General features: G+C 38.3%; 18 protein-coding genes, 1 tRNA gene and 1 pseudogene. 15 read left to right on the top strand and 5 right to left on the bottom strand.

Annotated elements, in window-relative coordinates; all coding sequences use genetic code 11:
- The first annotated feature begins 22 nt into the window (after positions 1-22).
- Positions 23-108, top strand: a tRNA-Leu gene (locus PGQ38_RS17300).
- A 372-nt stretch (positions 109-480) separates the two neighbouring features.
- Positions 481-975 carry a hypothetical protein gene (locus tag PGQ38_RS17295; protein ID WP_270432838.1) on the top strand — a complete coding sequence of 165 codons (495 nt, stop codon included), beginning with the start codon at positions 481-483 and terminating at the stop codon, positions 973-975.
- A gap of 91 nt (positions 976-1,066) precedes the next feature.
- On the opposite strand, the gene PGQ38_RS17290 is transcribed toward PGQ38_RS17295, so the two are convergent.
- A complete protein-coding gene (locus PGQ38_RS17290) occupies positions 1,067-2,422 on the bottom strand; it encodes an MATE family efflux transporter (RefSeq protein WP_173771621.1) in 1,356 nt (451 codons plus the stop codon).
- Between the two features lie 406 nt (positions 2,423-2,828).
- Between PGQ38_RS17290 and PGQ38_RS17285 the strand changes: the two genes are divergently transcribed.
- A complete protein-coding gene (locus PGQ38_RS17285) occupies positions 2,829-4,151 on the top strand; it encodes an MATE family efflux transporter (RefSeq protein WP_204454858.1) in 1,323 nt (440 codons plus the stop codon).
- A 53-nt stretch (positions 4,152-4,204) separates the two neighbouring features.
- On the opposite strand, the gene PGQ38_RS17280 is transcribed toward PGQ38_RS17285, so the two are convergent.
- Positions 4,205-4,363, bottom strand: a complete 159-nt coding sequence (locus PGQ38_RS17280) for a hypothetical protein (protein ID WP_173717527.1) — start codon at positions 4,361-4,363, stop codon at positions 4,205-4,207.
- A gap of 187 nt (positions 4,364-4,550) precedes the next feature.
- Between PGQ38_RS17280 and PGQ38_RS17275 the strand changes: the two genes are divergently transcribed.
- On the top strand, positions 4,551-5,714 hold the full coding sequence (locus PGQ38_RS17275) for a PucR family transcriptional regulator (protein ID WP_118581897.1): 1,164 nt from the start codon (positions 4,551-4,553) through the stop codon (positions 5,712-5,714).
- Between the two features lie 361 nt (positions 5,715-6,075).
- On the opposite strand, the gene PGQ38_RS17270 is transcribed toward PGQ38_RS17275, so the two are convergent.
- Positions 6,076-7,836: a diguanylate cyclase domain-containing protein gene (locus PGQ38_RS17270; protein ID WP_204454857.1), complete on the bottom strand. Its 1,761-nt coding sequence runs from the start codon at positions 7,834-7,836 to the stop codon at positions 6,076-6,078.
- A gap of 207 nt (positions 7,837-8,043) precedes the next feature.
- Here PGQ38_RS17270 and PGQ38_RS17265 point away from each other — a divergent pair, with 207 nt between their 5' ends.
- On the top strand, positions 8,044-8,670 hold the full coding sequence (locus PGQ38_RS17265) for a lactate utilization protein (protein ID WP_148463733.1): 627 nt from the start codon (positions 8,044-8,046) through the stop codon (positions 8,668-8,670).
- On the opposite strand, the pseudogene PGQ38_RS20905 reads toward PGQ38_RS17265, so the two are convergent.
- Positions 8,667-8,750: pseudogene (locus PGQ38_RS20905) on the bottom strand (DUF6783 domain-containing protein); the annotation flags it as partial. The gene PGQ38_RS17265 and the pseudogene PGQ38_RS20905 sit on opposite strands and share 4 nt — an antisense overlap.
- 302 nt (positions 8,751-9,052) lie before the next feature.
- Here PGQ38_RS20905 and PGQ38_RS17260 point away from each other — a divergent pair.
- The 9 genes from PGQ38_RS17260 (at position 9,053) to PGQ38_RS17220 (ending at position 20,917) form a co-directional block, all read left to right on the top strand.
- Entirely contained in the window at positions 9,053-9,364 is a 312-nt protein-coding gene (locus tag PGQ38_RS17260; RefSeq protein ID WP_118581890.1) for a hypothetical protein, read from the top strand.
- A gap of 250 nt (positions 9,365-9,614) precedes the next feature.
- Complete coding sequence (locus tag PGQ38_RS17255) at positions 9,615-11,177, top strand: response regulator transcription factor (protein ID WP_195699083.1); 1,563 nt, start codon at positions 9,615-9,617, stop codon at positions 11,175-11,177.
- Positions 11,167-12,831: a sensor histidine kinase gene (locus tag PGQ38_RS17250; protein ID WP_204454851.1), complete on the top strand. Its 1,665-nt coding sequence runs from the start codon at positions 11,167-11,169 to the stop codon at positions 12,829-12,831. The genes PGQ38_RS17255 and PGQ38_RS17250 overlap by 11 nt, the downstream gene beginning before the upstream one ends.
- 112 nt (positions 12,832-12,943) lie before the next feature.
- On the top strand, positions 12,944-14,215 hold the full coding sequence (locus PGQ38_RS17245; RefSeq protein WP_173719145.1) for an ABC transporter substrate-binding protein: 1,272 nt from the start codon (positions 12,944-12,946) through the stop codon (positions 14,213-14,215).
- Positions 14,216-14,451: 236 nt separating this feature from the next.
- The gene (locus tag PGQ38_RS17240; protein ID WP_173771639.1) at positions 14,452-15,336 is read left to right on the top strand and encodes a carbohydrate ABC transporter permease; all 885 of its coding nucleotides are present in this window, start codon (positions 14,452-14,454) and stop codon (positions 15,334-15,336) included.
- On the top strand, positions 15,336-16,169 hold the full coding sequence (locus PGQ38_RS17235) for a carbohydrate ABC transporter permease (RefSeq protein WP_118581874.1): 834 nt from the start codon (positions 15,336-15,338) through the stop codon (positions 16,167-16,169). Before PGQ38_RS17240 ends, PGQ38_RS17235 begins: the two co-directional genes overlap by 1 nt.
- Before the next feature lie 17 nt (positions 16,170-16,186).
- Entirely contained in the window at positions 16,187-18,088 is a 1,902-nt protein-coding gene (locus tag PGQ38_RS17230; RefSeq protein ID WP_204454849.1) for a hypothetical protein, read from the top strand.
- On the top strand, positions 18,081-20,264 hold the full coding sequence (gene gnpA, locus PGQ38_RS17225) for a 1,3-beta-galactosyl-N-acetylhexosamine phosphorylase (protein WP_173719148.1): 2,184 nt from the start codon (positions 18,081-18,083) through the stop codon (positions 20,262-20,264). The genes PGQ38_RS17230 and gnpA overlap by 8 nt, the downstream gene beginning before the upstream one ends.
- Positions 20,237-20,917 (top strand): polysaccharide deacetylase family protein, encoded by a 681-nt coding sequence (locus PGQ38_RS17220; RefSeq protein ID WP_173719149.1) that lies wholly within the window; start codon positions 20,237-20,239, stop codon positions 20,915-20,917. Before gnpA ends, PGQ38_RS17220 begins: the two co-directional genes overlap by 28 nt.
- 13 nt (positions 20,918-20,930) lie before the next feature.
- Here the strand turns inward: PGQ38_RS17220 and PGQ38_RS17215 are convergent, their stop codons facing one another.
- On the bottom strand, positions 20,931-21,497 hold the full coding sequence (locus tag PGQ38_RS17215) for a PLP-dependent aminotransferase family protein (RefSeq protein ID WP_173716992.1): 567 nt from the start codon (positions 21,495-21,497) through the stop codon (positions 20,931-20,933).
- A gap of 324 nt (positions 21,498-21,821) precedes the next feature.
- Between PGQ38_RS17215 and PGQ38_RS17210 the strand changes: the two genes are divergently transcribed.
- Complete coding sequence (locus PGQ38_RS17210) at positions 21,822-22,553, top strand: histidine phosphatase family protein (RefSeq protein ID WP_204454847.1); 732 nt, start codon at positions 21,822-21,824, stop codon at positions 22,551-22,553.
- Positions 22,554-23,015: the final 462 nt, after the last annotated feature.

Below are 23,015 nucleotides of genomic sequence, written 5' to 3'. Positions count from 1 at the left end.
TCGAGCCCTATAGGTCCCATATGCCGCAGTGGCGGAACTGGCAGACGCCCGGGACTTAAAATCCCGTGGGTAGTGATACCCGTACCGGTTCGATTCCGGTCTGCGGCATGACCTGAAACCCTTGATTTTCAAGGGTTTTTTGATGTCTGGATATATTTACACCCTTCTGGAACACCTCTTATTTAACCCCAAAATGGATTTTGACATCAGATTTGACAGCAGATACAAAATATTTAAGCAGCTTCAAAATAATATTCTGGTATAATATTCACTTTTTTTATAGCTGGAAACTGGAATTTTCCTGCTTGATAAACAATAATATTTTCTCTTCATTTACTGGCACAAGTAATAGTGCAAACCGGTTTTGGATGGATTATTATTAGTATAGAGAATACATGGTCAATGGAAGGAGAATTTTTTCCAATATGTGTTCTTTGCAAGAATTGAAAACAAAAACAGGTTTTGCAGAGGAGGGTGTGTATGAAGCAGGATAAAAAAGAGAAGCAGAATAATATATTATATTCGGTACTTGGTTTAGTCCTGGGCATTGCCATGTGTGGTATAGGAATATATGGTATGATTTTAAACAGAATTGAAAGCCAGGAGTACAAAAACACTACAGACAAACGAGAGGTTATTGCAGTTGTAGAATCCTGCCGTGAGATTGATAACAGTGATGATAAAGACAAAAATAAAAAGAATTCAAGATCAGTAAAATATCGGACCAAATTGGCATTTGAGGTTGATGGAAAAGCTTATGAAGGAGAAGAAACCTATAATCAGAAAGTATACGTTGGTGATAAAATTAAGGTCGAGGTTTATCGGACTTCAAAAGGAATTTATAAACTCCGCCCATATAACAATCTGGTAAATTTTGTGTTTTATTGTGTGGCAATTCCATTAGGCTTTATCATTGCAATAGCCTCTGTTTACAGTATAGGGCTGATCGTCAAAAAAAAAAGAATAAGATCATAGGATTCAGAAATGCTCCCTACTGGGCAGGAATGTGAAAGAACAAAAACCTGTCATTCAGAAGGGAGCATTTTATAATTGTGAATAAGTAGGATCAATCAAAATCTCTGGTAATGTTTGTAAGCCATTTTCTTCTGAAATAGTGAATAAATACCACAGGCATTTTTTCAAGTTCATCCAAAGACATTACAAAGTATACCCAGATAGGCGGCAGTTTAAAAACATATGCGGCAAGAAATGTGAGAGGAACTGCTACAAGCCACATAAATATGGAATCAACGATCATTCCAAATCTGGAATCACCACCACCTCTGAAGCAGCCGCATATAAGACAGGTATTAATACCTTCTCCAACAAGACGCCAGGTCGTCATAATGATAAAAACGCCAAGATAATAAATGGCCGTTTCTGTCAGCTTATCCCGATAAAAATCCAGTATCAGGGGGCGAATCGCCAGAATAACGGCACATCCGATCAGGCTTACAATAATGGTTATTCTGAGCATCCGTTTCCCATATTCTCTGGCTGTATCAATGTGATTTTTCCCCAGCTCCTGACTGATAATAATGGTAGTAGCGTTGGCAAAACCCCGACAGGCGATAGCACCAATGTTTACCACCATAACAGCGACGGCATTTGCAGCAACCATATCATTACCAATATGCCCAAGAATTGCTGCGAATGCGGAACTGGCAAAGCTCCAGACGAGGTCATTTATTACGGCTGGAGTTGCAATTTTCATAAAATCCTGGAACAGGATCCCCGATTTCGCAAAGAAGTATTTTATTCGGAATCTCACATTTGATTTGTTCAAGGAGTAGATGAGACAAATCAATACCTCTGCGATTCTGGCAATCACAGTACCAAGAGCAACACCGGTAACGCCAAGCTTTGGAAGTCCAAATAAGCCAAAGATGAAGGTGGCATTACAAAGTACATTGACACAAAGGGAGACAATGTATGTAACAGAAGGCAGCATTATCTTTCCGATACTTCGAAGGGCACTCATAAAAACCTGAGAGAATCCCATAAACATAAGTGAAAATGAAAGTACCCTCAAATACTCACTTCCAGCAGCAATTGTATCAGGATTGTCTGTAAAAATCTTCATAACCGTAGTTGGCATGGAAAAGGAGATAAGGAAAAATATCAGAGAGATAATTAAGGTGCATCGCTCTGCTAAGCCGAGAATCTTTTCTACAGTCTTTTTATCACCTTTTCCCCAGTACTGGGCACATAAAACGGAAGTACCGGTGGCCATACCATAATATAGACAAAAAAGAATGAAAGTATATTGGTTAGCAAGCGATGAAGCCGACATGGCAGTCTGGCTTACATATCCAAGCATTACAGTATCAGCAATATTCACCAATGTTGAAATCAAATTTTGAATCATAATTGGAAATGCCAATGTCGATGCATATTTTAAGAAATCTTTTTTATTTAGCATGTTACAGTTTTCCTTAGTTCTTACAATTTATAATATGATGATACCAGGGTCAAAAGGTCAGAAAGCCGATGCAAGCTTGCTTGCAAGAGGCTTTTTGACCTCTTGACCCGCCAAAAACATGAGTAAGTAGCCATTTTTCAAAGAAAAATGAGCGGATTACGAATGTTTTGGAGGATTGCGGGAGCAGCGTAGCTGCGTAGCAATCCGGGTATCAAATGAGTGTCAAAAGACCTTTTGACACTCATATCATTTTATTACAATCAATGAAACAGAGAAAGTGATAAATTATAGTTTAACATATCCGATTAGAATATGCTATATAAAATGTTAAAATAGGACATTGTGAAATTACTTTTTTTAAGCTAAAATGTGAGTGTGCAAAACTTTTGGTTGGGAGTGTGAGAATATGACAAAAGATCTGACTACTGGGAAAATCATGCCCATTCTTGTTAATTTTACAGTGCCTCTTGTTTTGGGAAATTTGTTTCAGCTGACCTATAATGCAGTTGACAGCATTATTGTAGGGCATTTTGTAGGAAAGGAGGCCCTGGCGGCTGTGGGAATCTGTAATCCGGTCAGCACGTTGATGATATTATTTCTGAACGGATTGTGTATGGGAGCCAGTATCCTGATGGGGATTCAGTATGGAGCGAAAGATTATGAGACTTTGCATAGACAAATCAGTACAACTCTGTTGTCTGGTGCGTTTTTTTCATTTTTTCTCACATTGGTTTGTGTAATATTTGCTGTACCCATTCTGCTGTTATTGCAGGTGGATCCATCTATTATGAGTATGACAGTGCAATATTTGCGGATTATTTTTCTGGGATTAATGTTTACATTTTTATACAACTTTTTTTCAAGCACCTTAAGGGCATTGGGAGACAGTGCATCCCCCTTGTACTTTCTGATTATCAGTGCAATTCTGAACATTTTCGGAGACCTGTTTTTTGTTATTGTATTAAAGGCTGGAAGTAATGGATGTGCAATTTCCACAGTACTCAGTGAGGCGCTCTGCTGTCTGTTTTGTATTATCTATATACAGAAAAAAGTACCAATTCTTCGGCTTGGGAAGAAATGGCTGGTTTTTGATGCCAGGCTTTTGAAAAAAACCATTGCTTACGGGTGGGCATCTGCCATGCAGCAGGCAACTGTACAGATGGGAAAAATCGCAATACAGGCACTGGTTAATACAATGGGAGTATCGGTAGCAGCAGCCTTTGCAGTGGTTAATCGCATTGATGATTTTGCCATCACACCGGAACAGAATATTGCCCATGCGATGACCGCATTAATGGCTCAGAATAAAGGAGCTGGAAAAAATGACCGTATGAGGGAAGGCTTCCGATGTGGAATGATACTGGAGCTTGTTTATGGAGCAGCAGTTATGCTGATCTGTCTGGGATTTGCCAGACCATTAATGTCATTATTTGTAAAAGATGAGGAAGTTATCGGACATGGAGTGGTTTATCTCCACTTGATTGCGGTAATGTATATTCTTCCCGCTGTTACAAATGCGCTTCAGGGCTTTTTCCGTGGAATCGGAGATCTGAAGGTGACCTTGATGAGCAGTTTTACCAATATGACAGTCCGTGTCATTGCAGCGGCACCGATGGTTTTGTTATGGAATTTTGGTATTGAGGCACTGCCATATTCCTATCTGGCAGGATGGATTGCCATGCTGCTTGTAGAGACACCTTTGATGCTTCGAATTTACCGAAAAAAGTAAAAGAAAGGACATCCTGAAAAAACGGATGTCCTTTTTATGAAAAGAAGTGCATATTATTTGCGAAAGAGACGTTTGACAAAAGCCAGAAGATCAAAATGCCGAGTCTTCGTATAGTCATTTATAAAATTGTCACAATACATATAACGTTCTGCTATGATCCATTCTGGAACGGGAAGTGCATCCAGAGAACTTGTATATTCTGCGAATTTCATATTCACGCCTCCTTTAATTTGTTTTTTAAGTTACTTATATTCTAGCACAAAATTAAGGAAAAACTATGGGGGCGGATTCTAAAAATTAAGTGGAAAATATGTGCTGTCAACACAAAATATATGATATAATAAAGGAAAAATTTGAACATTTTACAGAATGGGTTTGGGTAACAAAAAGGGAGGTTTTATGAGTTTTACAATACAGGATATGATGCTGACAGCAGAAACAAGATATGAAATGAAGTTTCTGGCCGGAAAAAATGGATGGTCCAATTCAATCAGCTGGGTACATCTTCTGGAGGATACAACGATCATACAGAATTTCTGGGGAAAGGAGCTTGCAGTGACAACCGGGCTTGGCTTTCCGGAAAAAGAAGACTGGATGCATCTGGCACAGCAGCTGAACCGGTATCATGCATCAGGGCTTGTTATCAATGTGGGACAGTACATTTATGAGGTGCCGGAAGAATTGAAAGTATACTGTGATGAAAATGACCTTCCGCTACTGACTGTGCCCTGGGAAGTGCATTTATCAGATATGATAAAAGACTTCAGTATTCATGTATTTTTGCAGGATACTACAGATGAGCAGATCGCATCCGCTCTGATTGCAGCTATTGAGACTCCGGATAATCAGGATGCATACAGAAAAGATTTATTACAGTATTTTGATGTAGATGGAAGCTTTCAGGTGCTGCTGATGACTTGTGAGGGGCTGGACTCCATGGACACAGTGGAGCGAAAAAAGCTGTCTTATCGAATACAGGTATATCTGGAGGATATCACTCACAATGGAAGCTTTTTTTATTACAACTCTGATTTTGTGCTGGTAGCGAATGCGCTTTCGGAAGAGTATTTGTGCCGCCTTGTAGAGGGTGCCATAAAAAGAGGAAAAAGACGTATGCCTGGACTGCAATTGTGCGTGGGAATCGGGAGCAGATGTATGGATATTTCCCAGCTTTCGGTAAGCTATCAGAGAGCGAAGGCGGCAGCACACATAGCGATGACACAAAAGAAGCAGGTGGTAAAGTTTGATGACTGCGGGTTGTTCCGTCTGCTTTATATGGTGAAAGATAAAGAAATACTGAAGGAAATGGAAACAGAATGTCTGGCAGCATTGGAAGAATACGACAGAAGATATCATGCCGGTTATGTGGAAACTCTTCAGTCATATCTGAAGCATAATGGAAGTATTCAGGCTGTGGCAGCAGAATTGTATACGCATCGCAATACGGTGCTGTACCGTATCGGAAATATCAGGAAAATTCTGGGAAATGAGTTGAAAACGCCGGAAGAGAGACTGCCCTATCAGATTGCATTTTATATCAGAAATATGCATGGGCAGATATAAGTATTGCGCAGTAATGTTTTTCTTGTGCATAGTGTAGCGCAGTCGTATATATAGAAGCAGTTTTTTTACATAAGTAAGATTGTAAAAAAGCAATCAAGGCAGGAAGTAATGGACATATTGCAAAACCAACCAATGTTGATGTAATTCTGGAAAATCTGGACCGGATTTTGGGAAGATAAAGCGGATAAAATGAAGGGGAAATACGTGTGAAAAGCACATAAAATAATGCAGGTCTTGTTCAGACCTGCATTATTTTATGCAACAGGGCGGAGTGTAAATTACTTTGTGTAAACCTCTCAGATTGATGATGTAATCGTAGGTTTATAGAATGCAAAAATTCCTACCAGACAGTATTTTTCTATTATCCGGAAAATTTATCACCGTAATGAATATGCATATCCTTCCAGTCCATAAACAATACATAAAATACTCTTCCGTATTGCTGGTTTTCTACGATTCTTCCATGGTCAAGCACAGAGAGGTAAGAGCCGTCAGCTTTTCGAAGATGAAAATGAATATAGTCATTTTCATTACCACTGTCAATCTGTTCCCAGATGCTTGCTTCTATCTGTTTCTGCTCATCCTCCCGAATCAGGTTATGAAAGCTTTTGTTTGTAAGTCGAAAGAGTTCGTCCATATCTTTATATCCGGTCATATGAAGAAACTCCTGGTTGGCATAGAACAGCTCATCATCTTCTTTGTCTGCTCTGTATATGATAAATGCACCCGGAAGATGCTCCGAGACATCCTTAAGCGCAAATCCCAGCTGTTTGCGGACTCCTGACTGAAGGTCTTCTCTGTAAGCCATACATCCGTTTTTTCCGTGAAGCTTTATTTCATAAAGGGCTGCATCTGCACAGCGCATAAGCTGTGAATGGTTGGAGGCAAATGCCGGATATTCCGCATATCCAAGAGAAATAGAAAAGTGATGTTCTGTTCCCTTGTAAGAGAAGGTCTTAGGCAGTCTGGTGAATTGATTCAGCTTTGCGTCTGCCTCTTCAAAGGTACAATCAGGCAGAAGAATACAGAACTCGTCACCACCGTTTCTTCCAAGCAGTACATCTGGTGGAAAAAAAGCTTTCATGTTGTCTGCCAGACTCTTTAAAGCCCTGTCTCCGTAAGCATGCCCATAGACATCATTAATAAACTTAAAGTCATCGATATCAAAAAGTGCAGCCACAAAATGTGTCTTCGGATTTTGGGCGATGATTTTTTCTGCTGCTTCATCAAATCCATAGCGGTTGTAAATATCGGTAAGGGAATCCGTGTGTGCCAGTATCTGAAATCTGTTTTTATTTTCTTTGGACACCAGCCATACCCGGGTAAGAACTGTCAGAAGCAGGATTACGGCAAGAAAAAAAACGGTGACTACAGCTATAAGTGTATTATTTCGCCATCCGCTTTGGGGGGTTACTTCAAATCTCCAGTTCTCTGCGCCTATTTTAAAATCATAAGAGACCGGTTGGGTTAACGAACCATCTGACTGATAAACAACCTTATAAGTGTCGCTCCAGGGAGAAGCCGTCTTTGAAATCCTATATTCATATCCAAAATTTGAAAGAGCATAAATCGAGTCTGAGAAAATATCAGGAACACGCAGGATAACAATGGTAAATCCCCAGAAATCCTCTTGTTTGTTTGTATCCGTCAGATAAACCGGATTGCGTACAGCAATTCCATAGTCTCCCTGTTTCAATTCGAAAGGGCCTTGTGTAATGACTGTGTGATTGTCTCGTGCGTAACAGGAAATCTCTCCACGGTCTTTATCATGAATCAGATCAATTTTACCTGCCTCATTTCCCTCAGCCGGATAAATATCTGTCACAACACCATCCGGAGCAAGCTGTACGCTTTCAATAGAAGCAGACATAAGATTTTCAGCAATCGTGTCAAACTGATTAATCTCTCCGTTTTCACTGATCAGGATCTGCTTTAGAGCATCCGTAATCTCAATTCCACTCGCAATCTCATTTTTTATGCGTTCCCCATAGGTTGTTGCGTTTAATTGTGCTGTTATGTGTCTCTCGTTCTTCTCGTGGGTGTCTGTTTTGTATACAATGAAACCAACAAGGCATATGCCTAGTAAAAAAATGATAAGAGGCACAAGTGTTTTTTTCTTCACCAGGTTTACCTCGTTTTATCCATTGGAATTTCTATAATAAGGCATTATATCACAGAAGTTTAAAATTAAAATAAATTTTCTGAAAAAAATGACAATATATTTTTTTACTACGCTCTGGCGAAATATAAAATAAGTCAAGTCGAAAGTTGATAAAGAATGAAATTTGGCTTATAATTTATACTAAAACAATGTCAGGAGGAGCAAGCAATGGATATTAATATGCAAAAAAGAAATGAAGTACTGGCTCAAAATGTGATCAAAGGTCTGGAATCCCGCAATATGTCAGGCTATTACGCCGCAGACAGAGAAGCTGCTGTAAAGCAGGCACTGGAACTGATCCCGGAGGGCAGCAGTATTGCCATGGGTGGCTGCACAAGTGCTCATGAGATCGGACTGATCAAGGCGTTGGAGGATGGAAATTATAATTATATTAATCGCGCGAAATTGGCACCAAGAGAAAGCCTGATGGCAGCGTATGATGCGGATGTATTTCTTTCCAGCGCAAATGCCATTACCAGTGATGGTGTTATGGTAAACATTGATGGAAATTCCAATCGGGTTTCCTGTATTGCCCAGGGACCGAAGAAGGTGGTTTTCATTGTGGGAATGAATAAGGTCTGTTCAGATCTTGACGCAGCTATGAAGCGGGCAAGAAATGTGGCAGCTCCGGCGAATGCACAGAGGTTTGAGGTGAAGACACCTTGCAAAACCGCAGGAAAATGCTTTGACTGTAAATCTCCGGATACGATTTGCTGTCAGTTTCTGATTACAAGATATTCCAGGCATAAAGATAGAATACATGTTATTCTTGTAAATGATATCCTTGGGCTTTAAACGGTGCGCTTTATTATAATAGGGCATAGCTTAGAGTGTGCTTGAAAAATCATTTCCGCAGTCTGCACACCCCACTTTGCAGAATGTCCTTTTCAAACACGCTCCAAAAGAGCAAGTCAATGAACGGCCAGGAAAGGCGTAAATACACGCCTTTTCGGCCACTTTTGTCGAATTATAGGGAAAGTTGTCGGACGATTTTTGTTGCAAAATCCTGATATAAAACGTAGAATAATGACGGTAAGTGTGAGAAAATGGATTTTTTATCACTGCTTAAATTGTAACCCTAAAATAGCTTGGAATCACAGAAGAACAGCTTGTGTGATTCGGGAAAACGTTACCAATGAACCGTGATCTATAAGTACATATCAGGAGGAAATCAATAATGAAAATGACAACAAAAATGATTATGCTTCAGAACATTGAGAAAATGGTGATGGAGCAGCAGCGGGTGGATGAAAATGATTCCTACATCAGACAGGACAATGAGGATCTGAAGTATCTGGAGGAACGATATGACCAGCTGCAATTATCCCACACTGTAAAGCGTGTGATCGATGATTACATCGCCTGCCTGCAGACCCGGGACGAGAGATATTCAGATCTTGCTTATGCAGCTGGGATAAGGGATACTATAAGCTTACTGCAGGGGATGGGAATGCTGAATGGAACTGCTGCAATAAGTGGAAGTTTGTAAAAGTGAAATAAGTGAACTATAACTTTAGCGGATTAAAATGCAAATATTGTTATAAAGATAAAAGAGTTACTATAAGCATGATATCACCTGCGTGCAGGGATACTTGCGGAAATAGTAACTCTTTTGTGTATTAGAAGTTTTGTATCGTAGTATAAAAAATTGATACTCAGGTAATTTTTTCGGTATTTACATAAAGCTTCTTTTATGATGAAATAAAGTTGAGTAAATATATGTATGGAGGGGTGAGTTTATGTACAATATTTTGATTGTGGATGATGAAAAGAAAGAGCGGGAAGGAATTGCGCTTTTATTAAAAAGGTTTGGGTTTCCATTAAGAACAGCATTTGCGCAAAACGGAGAAGATGCGCTGAAAATAATGGAAAAAAATTATTTTGACATTCTGCTCACAGACATAAAAATGCCCTATATGGATGGAATCCAGCTTATACGTGAAACGCAGAAAAGAGGGCTGAATCCAATATGCATTATTTACAGTGCATATGGTGAATTTGAATATGCACAGAATGCCATTTCATTAGGGGTACAGGAATATCTTTTGAAGCCAGTTAAACTGGATGCGTTTAAGGCTCTTTTTGAAAAGATCATAGAGATCTGCCAGGAAAAAGAGATCGAAAAGAAAAATAGAAATGATATCATACAGGCGAAGGAAGAGGCCGCACAGCAAAAACTGAGCTGGAATCTGCTTAATTATCTGGAGTCTGAAGAACTGGAAGAGGGAACTTTAAATCATTGGGAAACTCTGGAAAATGAATTCACCAGTGTTGTGCAGGAAAAAATCTGTATACCTGTAATTATTTCCTGTTATTCTAATTTGTTTTCTATTGAATGGGAAGAGTACCTGAAAGATATCAGGGAATATTTTGGAAAAGAAACTGTGATCATTACAAACACAGATAACCAGATCGTAGTGTTATTGATCCGGGAAAGAGATTTTTATCGGACAGCAGAAACGAAAAAAGAATGTGAGATATTGATCGAAAAATCCCAGAAAAAATATCAGGTAAATATTTTTGTTATATTGGGAAAAAAGACCGAAAGTCTTACAGAACTGAAAAAAGAATATACAGAATTGAAAGACCAGCTTGACTATCAGTTTTTTGTATCCAAAAGTATGGTATTGGTTCATGATGAAGATTATTTTCTAAAAAAGGAAAATGACATGCTTTCCCTGTATTTTGAAAGGATATTTAACTGCGCCAGAATGCAGGATTATTCCGGAATAAAGAAGGAATTTGTGAAAGTATTTGCCTATATAATGAAGCAGACTGGCTTTAGTTCAATTTATGTAAAATATACTTTTACGGATGCGATGAAGCAGATCAGTGAGTACACAGACTCTAATGTGGACATGGTACCATGTATTCAGAAAATATATCAGGCAAGGACACTGGAAGAGGTAAATAAGATAATCGAAAACGTTCTGGATAGAATGCAGGAAGAGAAAAAAGAAGAGGTAAAAGAAAACCGCCTGGTCCGCATGGCAAAAGAACTGGTTTATGAAAAATACAGTGAAAGTGATTTAAATGTATCGTATATCGCAGAGCAGCTGCAGGTATCCTCTGCCTATCTAAGTACTTTATATAAAATGGAAACTGGAAAAAATCTGGTAAAATTTATTACCTGGTATCGTGTTGAAAAGTCAAAAGAACTTTTGCGTCAGACAAATATGAAAGTAAGTGATGTGGCGGAGAGGGTAGGATACCTGAATGTGTCTTACTACATTTCTATTTTCCGAAATCATGAAGGCTGCAGTCCGGTGCAGTACAGGGAAAGGGTGCAAAATGGTGAATAGGATAGCAAAAAGAATCAACAAACAATCATTTTTGAATAAAGTAAGGATCATTTACACGCTGTTAGTTATGCTTCCTGTGCTGGTTCTGGAGATATTTGTATTGTACTCATCTACAAATTTTATCAAGGAGCAGCAGCTTCTGGAAGCGAAAGAAAACATTGAGCGGAACCACCTGAATATTGAGAATCAGATAAAGATGTGCGAAAAATCCGTATTATATGTGACCTGCAACAGTGTACTAAGGGAATTTCTCAGCTTAGATGATTCTGAGTATAAGAAACGCATTCAGATGACTTCAAATGTAAATAACCTGATTTATAACGCCTGGCTTTCCAACAGCTATTTTTCAAAGATGGAGGTTTATTCCGATAAAAGGATTTCTAACAATGATGCAGTATTCAAAAAAGCTTCCGATCTGGAAGATAACAGTTGGTATGAAGCGAGTTGGAATAGCGCAGATACTTTGTGGTGGAATGAAAATGGAAAATATTTTATAACACGCAGAATTGCCATGAGCCTTCCAAATCGGGTATATGGCGTTCTCAGAGCAGAAGTAAAGGAAAAAGTTTTTTCTGACAGTATATCCATGTTCTCGGAAATGCCAGTGGACATCCAGGTGAAAAATGGTTCAGCTGTGTTGTTAGAATACAATAATGAGGGGGAAGTTAATGAAAACAGTGCTGGCTATGAAGAGGAAAGAAATCTAAATGACACCGGTTGGAAAATTATTTACAGAATTGATGCTTCTTATTTCTCAAGTGCTTTTCATCCAAGAATCATTGGTTCTGTTGTAATTGTAGTTTTACTGTTGCTGCTTGGATTTATAGGAGTTAATAAAAGTGCCAGATCTTTGCTGCACTATTTGTATCAGATTATTGACCAGGTAAAGAAAGTAAAAGATGGAAATTTTGAGATTCAGATAGCAGAAAGTTCCCAGGATGAAATTGGAGAGCTGGCGGAAAATATTAATAAAATGCTACGGAAAATACAAACGCTTATTGATGAAGTGTATAAGTCGAAACTGGATAAAAAAAGCCTGGAACTGGATCTGCTTCAGTCAAAGATTAACCCGCATTTTCTTTATAACAATCTTTCCGCAATTAATTGGATAGCCATTGAAAAAGGAGAAGACAGAATCTACGAGATAACTACGGAACTGGGTACTTTTTACAGGACTGCTCTTAACAAGGGCATAAACGTAGACCATTTGAATGTAGAAGTGGAAAATATAAAGGCCTATGTGAAACTGCAGCTTATGGCGCACGATGAAGGCTTCGATGTTGAGTATAAAATTGAGCCCTCGCTTTTAGGTCAGATGGTTCCAATTTTTATTTTGCAGCCTCTGGTGGAAAATGCAATTGAGCATGGCATTGACTGCATGAGAGAAAAAAGAGGAAAAATATCCATTGAGATTTATGCAGAAAATAATGAACTCTATATGACTGTCAGGGATAATGGACTTGAGTTGTATGAAAAAATTGGTCAGGGAAAAATGTCCCATGAAGAATTTGGTTATGGGGTAAGCAATGTTGACAAGAGAATTCGTATTCTGTGTGGGGAAGGATACGGTGTGGAAATTTTTGCAGGTCCGGGAGGAACTACCTCTATAATCAAATTACGAAGAGATTTTATTACACTGGAACGAAAAGTATAGGATATAAATCTTAAAAATTTGATAATGAGATAAGTTTTTTGTTATTTTTTTCGTATCCTGTGAACGTTATACTTAAAGCAACTTAAAAATAAACGAAAGGGGTAGCAAAAAAATGAAAAAGAAAGTGATTAGCATGTTTCTTACAGCATGCACTGTATCAGTAATGGTAGTTGGAGGCGGTTCCAATCTGGTTATGGCGGATGATGCAGAGACGGTAACCTTGATGGGATGGTATGATGAGGATGACATGAATCCTATTCTGGAAAAGGTAAATGAGCAGATGGATGGGAAGTATGTGATTGAGTACACATATGTTGCAAATACTGATTATAATAATGTACTTAGCACACAGCTTGCATCTGGAGAAGGCCCAGACATTATTATGGATGGAACAAACTATCCAGCCGAAATCAAAGCTGGTAACGTGGAAGACATTTCGGATTATGATTTTGTAAAAGAGTTTAATGAGGCTGGAATGTCGCTTTGCAGTGCTGATGGAAAAATTTATGGAATTCCTTCCTATGGATGGTTTTCCGGAATCTGGTGTAATGCTTCGATTCTTGAGGAATGTGGAGTAGAAATTCCAAAAACATTTGATGAGTTTGTAGCTGCTTGCGAGACTATTAATGAAAAAGGCTATACTGCATATGGTTTTGGGATTGCGGATGACTCAACTGCAACATCCAGCTTACTGGGGTATCTGGAAAATTCTTATTATCATAATAATGAAGAAGCAAACCCTGATGGAACTGATTTCGACACCAAATTTGCTTTGGGTGAAGTAACTATGGACGGACATATTAACGACTGTGTTAATAAATGGTGTACATTAGTTGAAAAAGGACTGATCGCTTCTGAGTCTCTGGGAATTTCCTGCCAGGAAATGCTGAACAGCTTTAAAAATGGAGAAGTGGCATTCCTTCATGGAGGTCCATGGCAGTATACAGAGCTGAAAGAATCCGGAGTTAACTTTAAAATGCTTCCGCAGCTTAGTGAAACAGGAGAAAATGAATATGTTTTAGGCGGACCAGCTGCATGCTTCGGTATTAATGTAAATACGGAAAATCATGATGGTGCAGAAGCTACTTTAACAGCACTGGCTTCCGTTGAAGTTCAGCAGGCATTTGCTGATGCAAATGTTGGCGGAACCAGCTATAGAAGCGGAGTTGAGGCTCAGATGCCTGAAGAATATGAATATGTTGCAGATATTATTAACAATGGAAATATTGCATTCCCATCTGACAGATGGAGTGTAAATCTTCCAAGTCAGTCCTTGTTTGATGAGTTTACTGCTCAGCTTCAGGGTGTTATTTCCGGAGATATCAGTGGAGACGATCTTGTGAAAGCTATTGATACAAAAGCTGACTCAATCAGATATGAGTAAATTGTAATCATTTAACAAATTTAAAATTATCCATAATTTATTAAACCGATCCTGCATTTAGCAAATGAGCTTTTTGCAGGATCGGTTTTTGTGCAATAGAGGTTAATGTTATCAATAGAATCAACAAAAGTAAATGGGATATAAAAAAAACGATAGTCATATAAATTTTTTTTGATTTATAGAGAAAAAGATCAAATTTATAATAGAAACATAAAAAGAAGGAGGGCAAGGAGAGTATGAATGCCAATCATGTAAAACGAAATCTGCCATATATTTTCATGGCAATACCTGCGGTTTCTATATTTTCTGTGTTTTTTATCATTCCGCTTATTTTTACTACAAAATACAGTTTTTATAACTGGACTAATTTTTCGCCGGATATCGTTTTTTCAGGATTGAAAAATTATAAACAGCTTTTGGCAGATGGAATTATTTTGAAAGGATTAAAGAATACCCTGGTATTTGCAATCCTTACAGTATCCATTCAAAGTTTAATTTCTCTTCCTGTATCAGTGCTTCTGAATTCCAAATTAAGAGGAAGAACAATTTACCGAGGAATCTTTTTTGCACCCGCAGTATTAAGCACCTTGGTTGTTGGATATCTTTGGAAATATATCCTGTCTGCAAGTGATTATGGTTTGATAAACCAGGTGCTTTTGAAACTAGGATTTGAAAAAATCAACTTTCTCGGAAATGGAAAAATCGCTATATTTTCCATAATTGCAATTTCAGTGTGGCAGTGGTTTGGATGGTCTATGGTAATTTACATAGGAAGTTTGCAAAGTATTAGTGGAGATCTTTATGAAGCTGCTTCTGTGGATGGAGCTAACAGTTGGCAGCAGTTTTGGCATATTACATTACCAGGGCTTGCACCTGCCATAAAAATTAATTTTGTAACAAGCACGATCTCAGGACTGAAAGTATTTGATCTTGTCTTGTCAACTACAAACGGAGGTCCGGCACATCAGACAGAAACTATTCTGACATTAATGTACTCAAAATTTTCAGATGGAAATTTCGGTTATGCATCAGCTTTTGGAATTGTATTTCTGTTGATGACAATGGTTGTTTCCGCTGTAATGCTTGGAATATTTAAAAAATGGGAGGAGTATTTAAACTGATGAAAACGAAAAAAAATATTATGGAGATTTTGAAGCATGTTTATTTGCTAATTATCACGTTTATTGTTTTAACTCCTATTTATTATCTGCTTGTTACTACGTTTAAGTCAGGAACTGAAGCGGCTGCAAAGCCGATGGCACTTCCGTCTTTCTGGGATATTACACCATATATCAATGCATTTGAAAAAATGCAGTATCCAAGAGCATTTGGAAATACTCTTTTTATTACAATATGTGCTGTATTTGGCATTGTAATGTGCAGTACTATGTGTGGATATGTTTTAAACCGCAAAGAGAAAAGTAAAATTACAAAAATTATTTTTCTGGTAATTCTTTCCGGAATGATGTTTCCATACCAGATGGCAGTTCTTGGTCTGTACAAGCTGGTAAGAAGCCTGGATTTAATGAATACGCTGACAGCAGTTATTTTTATTGATATTGCTATCAATATTCCATTTGCTACTTTTTTAATGAAAAATTCCATTTCTTCAGTTCCTATAGAACTGGAAGAAGCTGCCAGAATTGATGGTGCAGGAGTATTCAGAATTTTTGGTACAATTGTGCTTCCATTGCTGAAGCCGATGATTGCTACAATCGTAATTTTAAATACTTTAAATGTATGGAATGATTTTATGGGACCGTTGTATTTTATACAGAAAAGAGAAAAAGATGTTATTTTACAGGAAGTATATCGCAATATCGGTCAGTTTTCTACAGACTGGACTAGTCTGTTTCCAATGATGGTATTAGGTATATTGCCGCTGCTGGTTTTCTATATATTTATGCAGAAATATATTATCAGTGGTGTAATGGCGGGATCTGTAAAAGGATGATATACGGAGGTTTGGGTATGGAGTTTATTGTTAAAGAAAATGAAAATCATCAGCTGGAAAGTATTGTAAACCAAAATGACAAATATAAAATGAACTGGGTTGCCATAGGTAAAAACTGGGGAGAAATGTTTCTTCCGGATGGAATTGTAGGAAGAATAGAAAGAACAATATCTGAAGACGGAAAGATAACTGAAAAATATATTTTTTTTAATAATAGGGATTGTGAGTATTTTCCTCAAAAAGGTGGAATAGGTATTGCAGTGCCATTTCCGGATAATTATACGGCTTCTGAAATCTGTATGAAAGAGCGCTGTCATGCACATATTCGGTGTGGTGAAAGTCAAAGTTATATTGCAGGGATCAGAATGGGAGGAGAAAATCCAAATCTTGGGTTGGTTCTGAAAGAGGGAAAAATAGAATGTTACAGCATTATAAGAAATGAAAAAGAACTTAGCAATGACCGGGGAATCATTATATTAAATCCTAAAATAAACAATTTAAAACCGGGAGAAATGACCGTAATCCAATGGGATCTTTTCTGGTATGACGATCAAAGGGATTTTGAAGAAAAATTGCTTCATCAGGAAGGGCAGCTGTTGATACAGTTGGAACATGGAATTTATTTTGAGGGCGAGAACTTAAGTTTTCATATAAAAGCAGATAAAGATATCTGGCATGAAAAAGAAATCGAAGTCACTCTTGCAGGTGAAAAAATTTCAACTGAAAAAACAGAAAGCGGTAATTGCATAGATTATAGAATTAAAATGGATTCTGTAAGTCAGGGTGAAAAAGAGTTCTTCATAAAGAGAGGAGAATACAGTACATCTGCGGTTATTCTGGTATTACCAAGGGTGGAGAAGCTTGCAGAAAAAAGATGCAGATTTATTGTTGAAAAACAGCAGTATTTTTGCAGTGGAAGCCTTTTGGATGGTGCATTTCTTACTTATGATAATGAAGATAAGCGATTGGTTTATGAAAAAGAATACGATCATAACGGTGGCAGGGAAAGAGTGGGAATGGGGGCACTTCTGGCGCTCTGGCTGCAGAAAAATAAAGATATGAAAGTGGAAAAAGCACTGCAGAAATATACCGAATACATATACAGAGAGCTCTACGATGAGAATACAGGTATTGTATACAATGATGCAGGAAGAGATAATACCTGGAACCGTTTGTACAATTATCCATGGCTTGCAATTTTTTTTATGGAAAGATACAGATTGTATAATGAGGTTGCTGATCTTAAAAATATGTATAAAATTATGAAATCTTATTATGCACAAGACGGAGCTTCATTCTATGCAATTGGAATCCCTATGCTGGAATCTGTGAATTTATTGAAATCGGGTGGTATGGAAAGAGAGGCAGAGGAACTTCTGAGATACTATGAAACACATGGCGAAATGCTTATAAAAAACGGATTATGTTATCCACCGCATGAAGTAAAATATGAGCAGAGTATTGTTGCCCCTGCAGTAAATTATCTTTTTCAGTTATACAAACTTACAGGAAAAATATTATATCTGGAAGAAGGAAAGAAACAATTAGCTGTACTGGTGCTGTTTAATGGACATCAGCCAGATTTTCATATGTATGAAAATGCGGTTCGTCATTGGGATGGATATTGGTTTGGAAAGTACAAAAATCTTGGAGATACATTTCCACATTACTGGAGTTCCTTAAGTGGTGTTGCTTTTCGGGAATATGAAAAAATAACCGGTGAGAGATCATATGGTGTAAAGGCGGAAAATTCATTGCGAGGTGTACTAAGTATGATAAATAGTGACGGAAGTGCAAGCTGCGCATATGTATATCCTTTTATGGTTAATAAGGTAAGATGCCAGTATGCGGATCCATGGGCAAATGATCAGGACTGGGCGTTGTACTACTACTTGAAAGCGGGAAAAAATTATGACTGAGTTAGAAAATAAAGGTGGCTTTACCTTGCCTGGTGAGGCTGGTTATGAAAAATTGACCTTAGAACTTGCAAAAAAATGGGGAGCAGATGTAATAAGGGATTCTGATGGGACAGAACTGTCTCCGGAGATAACGGAGGCAGGATATGGTATTTATTCTACTATTTGTATTATCCGCGGTCATAATCCCTGGGCTATGGAAAATTTGGATAAATTGCAGCAGACTTTTCTTGTCACAGAACCGAAAACTGCAGTTGAGCATTATCTAGAACTAGAGCTCTTAAAAGAGTTTTTTCAGGAGCAGTTTAAAATTAATGACAGTGCAGAAGCTTTGGGGTACTGGCAGGTGTATGACCGCACAACTGACAAGGAAGTAAATAAAGAAAACTGGAGTTATGATAAGAAAAAAGGTGTTGTCAGGATTGAAAACTGTGTATTATGGCACAAATATACAGTCAGCTTTCTGGCATATCGAATTTGGGAAGAAATTTCCATGTATAATCATATTACCAATAACTGGGATAAAGAGCATCTTATACCGATAGATCCTGTATACGCTGAAACACAGGTTTATTTAATTAATTGGATGAAAGAATGGTGCGAAGAACATCCTGCAACTACAGTGGTTCGTTTTACCTCTATGTTTTATAATTTTGTCTGGATTTGGGGAAGCGATGCCAGAAAACGAAATTTATTTACAGACTGGGGCTCCTACGATTTTACAGTGAGTCCTCTTGCTTTACACAATTTCGAACAGAAATATGGATATGCACTTACCGCAGAGGATTTTGTGAATCAGGGGAAATATCGGGTAACCCATATGCCGCCAACAAAAGCAAAAAAAGACTGGATGGAATTTATTAATGATTTTGTAATTTCATTTGGAAAAAAACTAATAGATATTGTGCATGAATATGGAAAAAAGGCTTACGTATTTTACGATGACAGCTGGGTTGGAATTGAACCATATAATGACAGATTTTATGAATTTGGTTTTGATGGGATTATTAAATGCGTATTTTCCGGGTATGAAGCACGTCTTTGTGCAGGTGTAGATACAGAAGTTCATGAACTCAGGCTTCATCCTTATCTTTTCCCGGTGGGGCTTGGAGGAGCTCCTACATTTACAGAGGGAGGAAATCCTACAAGGGATGCAATGCAGTATTGGAGAAATGTAAGGCGTGCATTGTTGCGTGAACCGATTCAAAGAATTGGATTAGGCGGATATTTACATCTTACGGAGAATTATCCGGATTTTTGCGATTACATTGAAAAAGTTGCAGATGAATTTCGCATGTTGAAGTCTTTTCATGAAAAAGGAAAGCCTTGGACCTTGAAAACCAAAGTAGCGGTTTTACATTGTTGGGGCAAATTGCGTTCATGGACTTTGTCTGGACATTTTCATGAAACATATATGCATAATTTGATTCATATAAATGAGGCGCTTTCAGGTTTGCCTGTGGATGTTGATTTTATTGATTTTGAGACAGCCAGAAGCGGAGATTTATCCAGATACAAAGTCATTATTAATGCAGGAAAAGCGGGTGACGCATGGAGTGGCGGTGATAACTGGAAAGACGTGAAAGTTGTTGAGGCAATTACAAAGTGGGTATATGAAGGGGGCTGTTTTATTGGAATTGGCGAGCCATCAGCAACCAGTGGATATGATACGTTTTTCAGATTGGCACAGGTACTGGGCGTAGATGAAGATAATGGGGCAAGGGTATGTCATGGAAAATGGGAGTATGAAGTAAAAGCACCACAAAATCATATATTAGATATACTGGAATGGCCAGTAATGGAACATATATACCTGACAGATAAAAAAACAGAGGTATTGGCAGAGGCTGCAGGTGGGTATCCGGGTATTACCAGACACCAGTTTGGAAAAGGAAGTGGAATTTATATGACGGGATTTGCTTTTTCAGAGGAAAGTACCAGATTATTGTTGCAATTGATATTAGAGGCTGGACGGGAAGAACAGGCAGAATGCATTACAGATAATCTGCATGTGGAATGTGCCTATTATCCAGACGCACAAAAATTAGTTGTTATTAATAATTCAGGAGAGAAACAAACAACAAAGATTGTATGTGAAGGAGCCGTTTGGAGCATGCAGCTTGAAGGATATGAAACGAGGCTACAGAATATATGTGGGATGGGAAACAAAAGGCAGTAACATTTAGCTATGATGATGGAGTTTGCCAGGACAGGAGACTGGTAGACATGTTCAACTATTATCATGTAAAAGCAACATTCAATATAAACAGTGGAATGCAGACATATGCCAGCCATTATGACTTTGGTAATGTAAGAGTGCATCATATGAATGCAGAAGGATTAAAAGAATTGTATAAGGGTCATGAAATCGCGGTTCATACATTGACTCATCAAGATTTAACAAAGCTTGATAAAGACACTGTATATAATGAAGTTTTCCTGGATAAACAAAATCTGGAACGGATGTTTGACTGCCAGATTACCGGTATGGCGTATCCTTATGGAACATATAATGATGAAGTGGTTCAGATATTGAAAAAATGTAAAATTCAATATGCACGGTCAGTTGTGTTTTCCGGAGCATTTAAATTACAAAAGAATTTATTGATATTTAAACCAACTTGTCATCATGCTGACGAAAATATATGGGAACTTCTGGAGAAATTTTTAAAAGAAAAAAGTGAAGAAAAGCAGTTATTTTACATATGGGGACACAGCTATGAGTTTGATGTAAATAATAACTGGAAACGGATGGAAGAAATTTTAGACAGATTAATTGGACATAATAATATCTTTTATGGAACAAACAGGGAAGTGCTTCTTCCCTGTTAATAGAAAACAAAAATCAGACTAGCATTTTATCCAGACATTCTACAATCAGTCTGACATTCTTCAGCGCACCTAAAGTGTCGCCTTTTTGCTCCAGGGAGTGGTTGCAGCCCTCGAAAATCCCGCCGGTTTTATCGGGGAAGTTTCTGGCTGCGGCGCGGATCTTGGACTCCGGCATATAGGGATCAGCGGTTCCGGCGAAGAAGAGCCCGTTGATATCGGAGAGATAACGGAGGGTAGAAGGAATTGGAGTCATAAGAAATTGATGGACTTTTCCCTTCAGCTGCAGTGCTGTTTCCAGCTGGCAGGCGATGGTGGTGCCGATGCTTTTGGAGATAAAAATAATATCATCATATTCAGAGAAAGGAACGTTTTCCAATTGGGGGAGCGTTCTTTTTATTGCCAGTTTTATGATAGGTTCCAGTTCCGCTGGGGTGCGGCCGTGGAAGGTGTGGATGTCCTGGCCGTAGTCAAGGCGGATGATTTCATAACCACGTTCAGCAGCCATGGAAGCAGTATAATAGAGAAGGGGCTTGGTGCAGGTATAACCGACACCTGGGAAAATGACGGCAAGTTTTTTCATGTGGGTACCTCGCTTGAATCGTAAATTGAGTTATATTGAGGGATAAAATGTAATCTGAAAGTGGTTATTGCGTCCACTTAGTTCTTGTATTTATTAAAGTATGATCCGATCAGCGTCTGTTTGAATTCATATAAGATATGAGCGTCAAAAGACCCGTTGATATAGCATTATTATATACTTCTTTCACAAAAATTGTAAAGAAATGACGGTAAGAAATATGGTGAATTATCTGTGAAGATATGCTAAAATCGTTATTGTTCAATGAAATAAGAAACAGCTTGAAATTATTAGTGATTCAAAAGCGAAATAACGAGGAGTGACATTATGAAATTATTAATTGTACGCCATGGTGACCCGGATTATGATATAGATTCCCTTACAGAAAAAGGCTGGAAAGAGGTGGAGTATCTTTCACAGAAGCTTTCCAAATTAGATGTAAAAGCTTTCTATGTATCCCCCCTTGGAAGAGCGAAGGATACTGCGGCTCCGACCTTGAAAAAGATGGGAAGAACAGCCACAGAGTGTGAATGGCTGAAGGAATTTCCCTGTCAGATCTGGCGCCCAGATGTGAAAGATAAGAAGATTATTGCATGGGACTGGCTTCCACAGGACTGGATGGCAGACGAGCGCTTTTTCCAGTATGACCACTGGTTTGAGAATGAGGCTATGCAGGAAGGGCATGTGAAAGAAGAGTATGACCGTGTGATCGAGGAGTTCGACAAGCTTCTCGTGAAGCATGGATATGAGAGGAAAGGTCACTATTATAAAGTAAATGAAGAAAATAACGACACGATTATTTTCTTCTGTCATTTTGGATTGGAGTGTGTACTTCTCAGCCATCTACTGAATATCTCTCCGATGGTACTTTGGCATGGCTGCGTGGCTGCCCCATCCTCTGTGACAACTTTGACCACAGAAGAACGCCGTCAGGGAATTGCTGCTTTCCGTATGAGCTCCTTCGGCGATATTTCTCACCTTTATGCCAACAATGAGCCGCCGGCATTTGCAGCAAGATTTTGCGAAGCGTATGGAAATAAGGATCAGAGACACGACTGACATTGTGCATTGAGAAGTGTGTTGTTGTGAAGGGCGTGAACAGTAATCTTCATAGTATTAACGGATGGTAAGAGTTATGTTCTGACTTTCAGAAGATAATGAAACGTTATGATCTGAAAACAGGACACAATGGGAAGAACAGGGATGGAATTGTGATGCCAGTTACGAATTAGTTATTTTCATTTTAGAAATTTTAGAAAAAAATTATAATTTGGACAAATACCTTTCACAATTATGAGGTATGATATATACATCTTAAGAGAAAGAACTCTTAAGAAAAACTCTTTCCTTTCCCTAAAAAATGTATAAATAAACCACCGTCTGTTGGCAAGAACGCTGACTGGGCGGTGGTTTTACGTTGTGGGAAAAATTAGTATTATTACTGAATGCGGCGAAGAGTTAGAGCGTGATATCGTTGCTTGACAATGTTATTATAGACAATGGAGCATTCCTGTTAAGTAA

The sequence above is a fragment of the Blautia faecis genome (assembly GCF_027662325.1).
In the GTDB taxonomy this organism is placed as follows: Bacteria; Bacillota; Clostridia; order Lachnospirales; family Lachnospiraceae; genus Blautia_A; species Blautia_A faecis.
Note: the sequence above shows the minus strand (reverse complement) of the source record. Positions and strands in the feature narration are given on the sequence as shown.

Excerpts from the sequence above, each read along its gene's own strand:
- PGQ38_RS17215 (WP_173716992.1), bottom strand. The coding sequence starts at position 21,497 with ATGAAAAAACTTGCCGTCATTTTCCCAGGTGTCGGTTATACCTGCACC.
- PGQ38_RS17280 (WP_173717527.1), bottom strand. The coding sequence starts at position 4,363 with ATGAAATTCGCAGAATATACAAGTTCTCTGGATGCACTTCCCGTTCCA.
- PGQ38_RS17285 (WP_204454858.1), top strand. The coding sequence starts at position 2,829 with ATGACAAAAGATCTGACTACTGGGAAAATCATGCCCATTCTTGTTAAT.
- PGQ38_RS17210 (WP_204454847.1), top strand. The coding sequence starts at position 21,822 with ATGAAATTATTAATTGTACGCCATGGTGACCCGGATTATGATATAGAT.
- PGQ38_RS17240 (WP_173771639.1), top strand. The coding sequence starts at position 14,452 with ATGAATGCCAATCATGTAAAACGAAATCTGCCATATATTTTCATGGCA.
- PGQ38_RS17265 (WP_148463733.1), top strand. The coding sequence starts at position 8,044 with ATGGATATTAATATGCAAAAAAGAAATGAAGTACTGGCTCAAAATGTG.
- PGQ38_RS17245 (WP_173719145.1), top strand. The coding sequence starts at position 12,944 with ATGAAAAAGAAAGTGATTAGCATGTTTCTTACAGCATGCACTGTATCA.
- PGQ38_RS17260 (WP_118581890.1), top strand. The coding sequence starts at position 9,053 with ATGAAAATGACAACAAAAATGATTATGCTTCAGAACATTGAGAAAATG.
- PGQ38_RS17250 (WP_204454851.1), top strand. The coding sequence starts at position 11,167 with ATGGTGAATAGGATAGCAAAAAGAATCAACAAACAATCATTTTTGAAT.
- PGQ38_RS17230 (WP_204454849.1), top strand. The coding sequence starts at position 16,187 with ATGGAGTTTATTGTTAAAGAAAATGAAAATCATCAGCTGGAAAGTATT.
- PGQ38_RS17275 (WP_118581897.1), top strand. The coding sequence starts at position 4,551 with ATGAGTTTTACAATACAGGATATGATGCTGACAGCAGAAACAAGATAT.
- PGQ38_RS17220 (WP_173719149.1), top strand. The coding sequence starts at position 20,237 with ATGTGGGATGGGAAACAAAAGGCAGTAACATTTAGCTATGATGATGGA.
- gnpA (WP_173719148.1), top strand. The coding sequence starts at position 18,081 with ATGACTGAGTTAGAAAATAAAGGTGGCTTTACCTTGCCTGGTGAGGCT.
- PGQ38_RS17235 (WP_118581874.1), top strand. The coding sequence starts at position 15,336 with ATGAAAACGAAAAAAAATATTATGGAGATTTTGAAGCATGTTTATTTG.
- PGQ38_RS17295 (WP_270432838.1), top strand. The coding sequence starts at position 481 with ATGAAGCAGGATAAAAAAGAGAAGCAGAATAATATATTATATTCGGTA.
- PGQ38_RS17290 (WP_173771621.1), bottom strand. The coding sequence starts at position 2,422 with ATGCTAAATAAAAAAGATTTCTTAAAATATGCATCGACATTGGCATTT.
- PGQ38_RS17255 (WP_195699083.1), top strand. The coding sequence starts at position 9,615 with ATGTACAATATTTTGATTGTGGATGATGAAAAGAAAGAGCGGGAAGGA.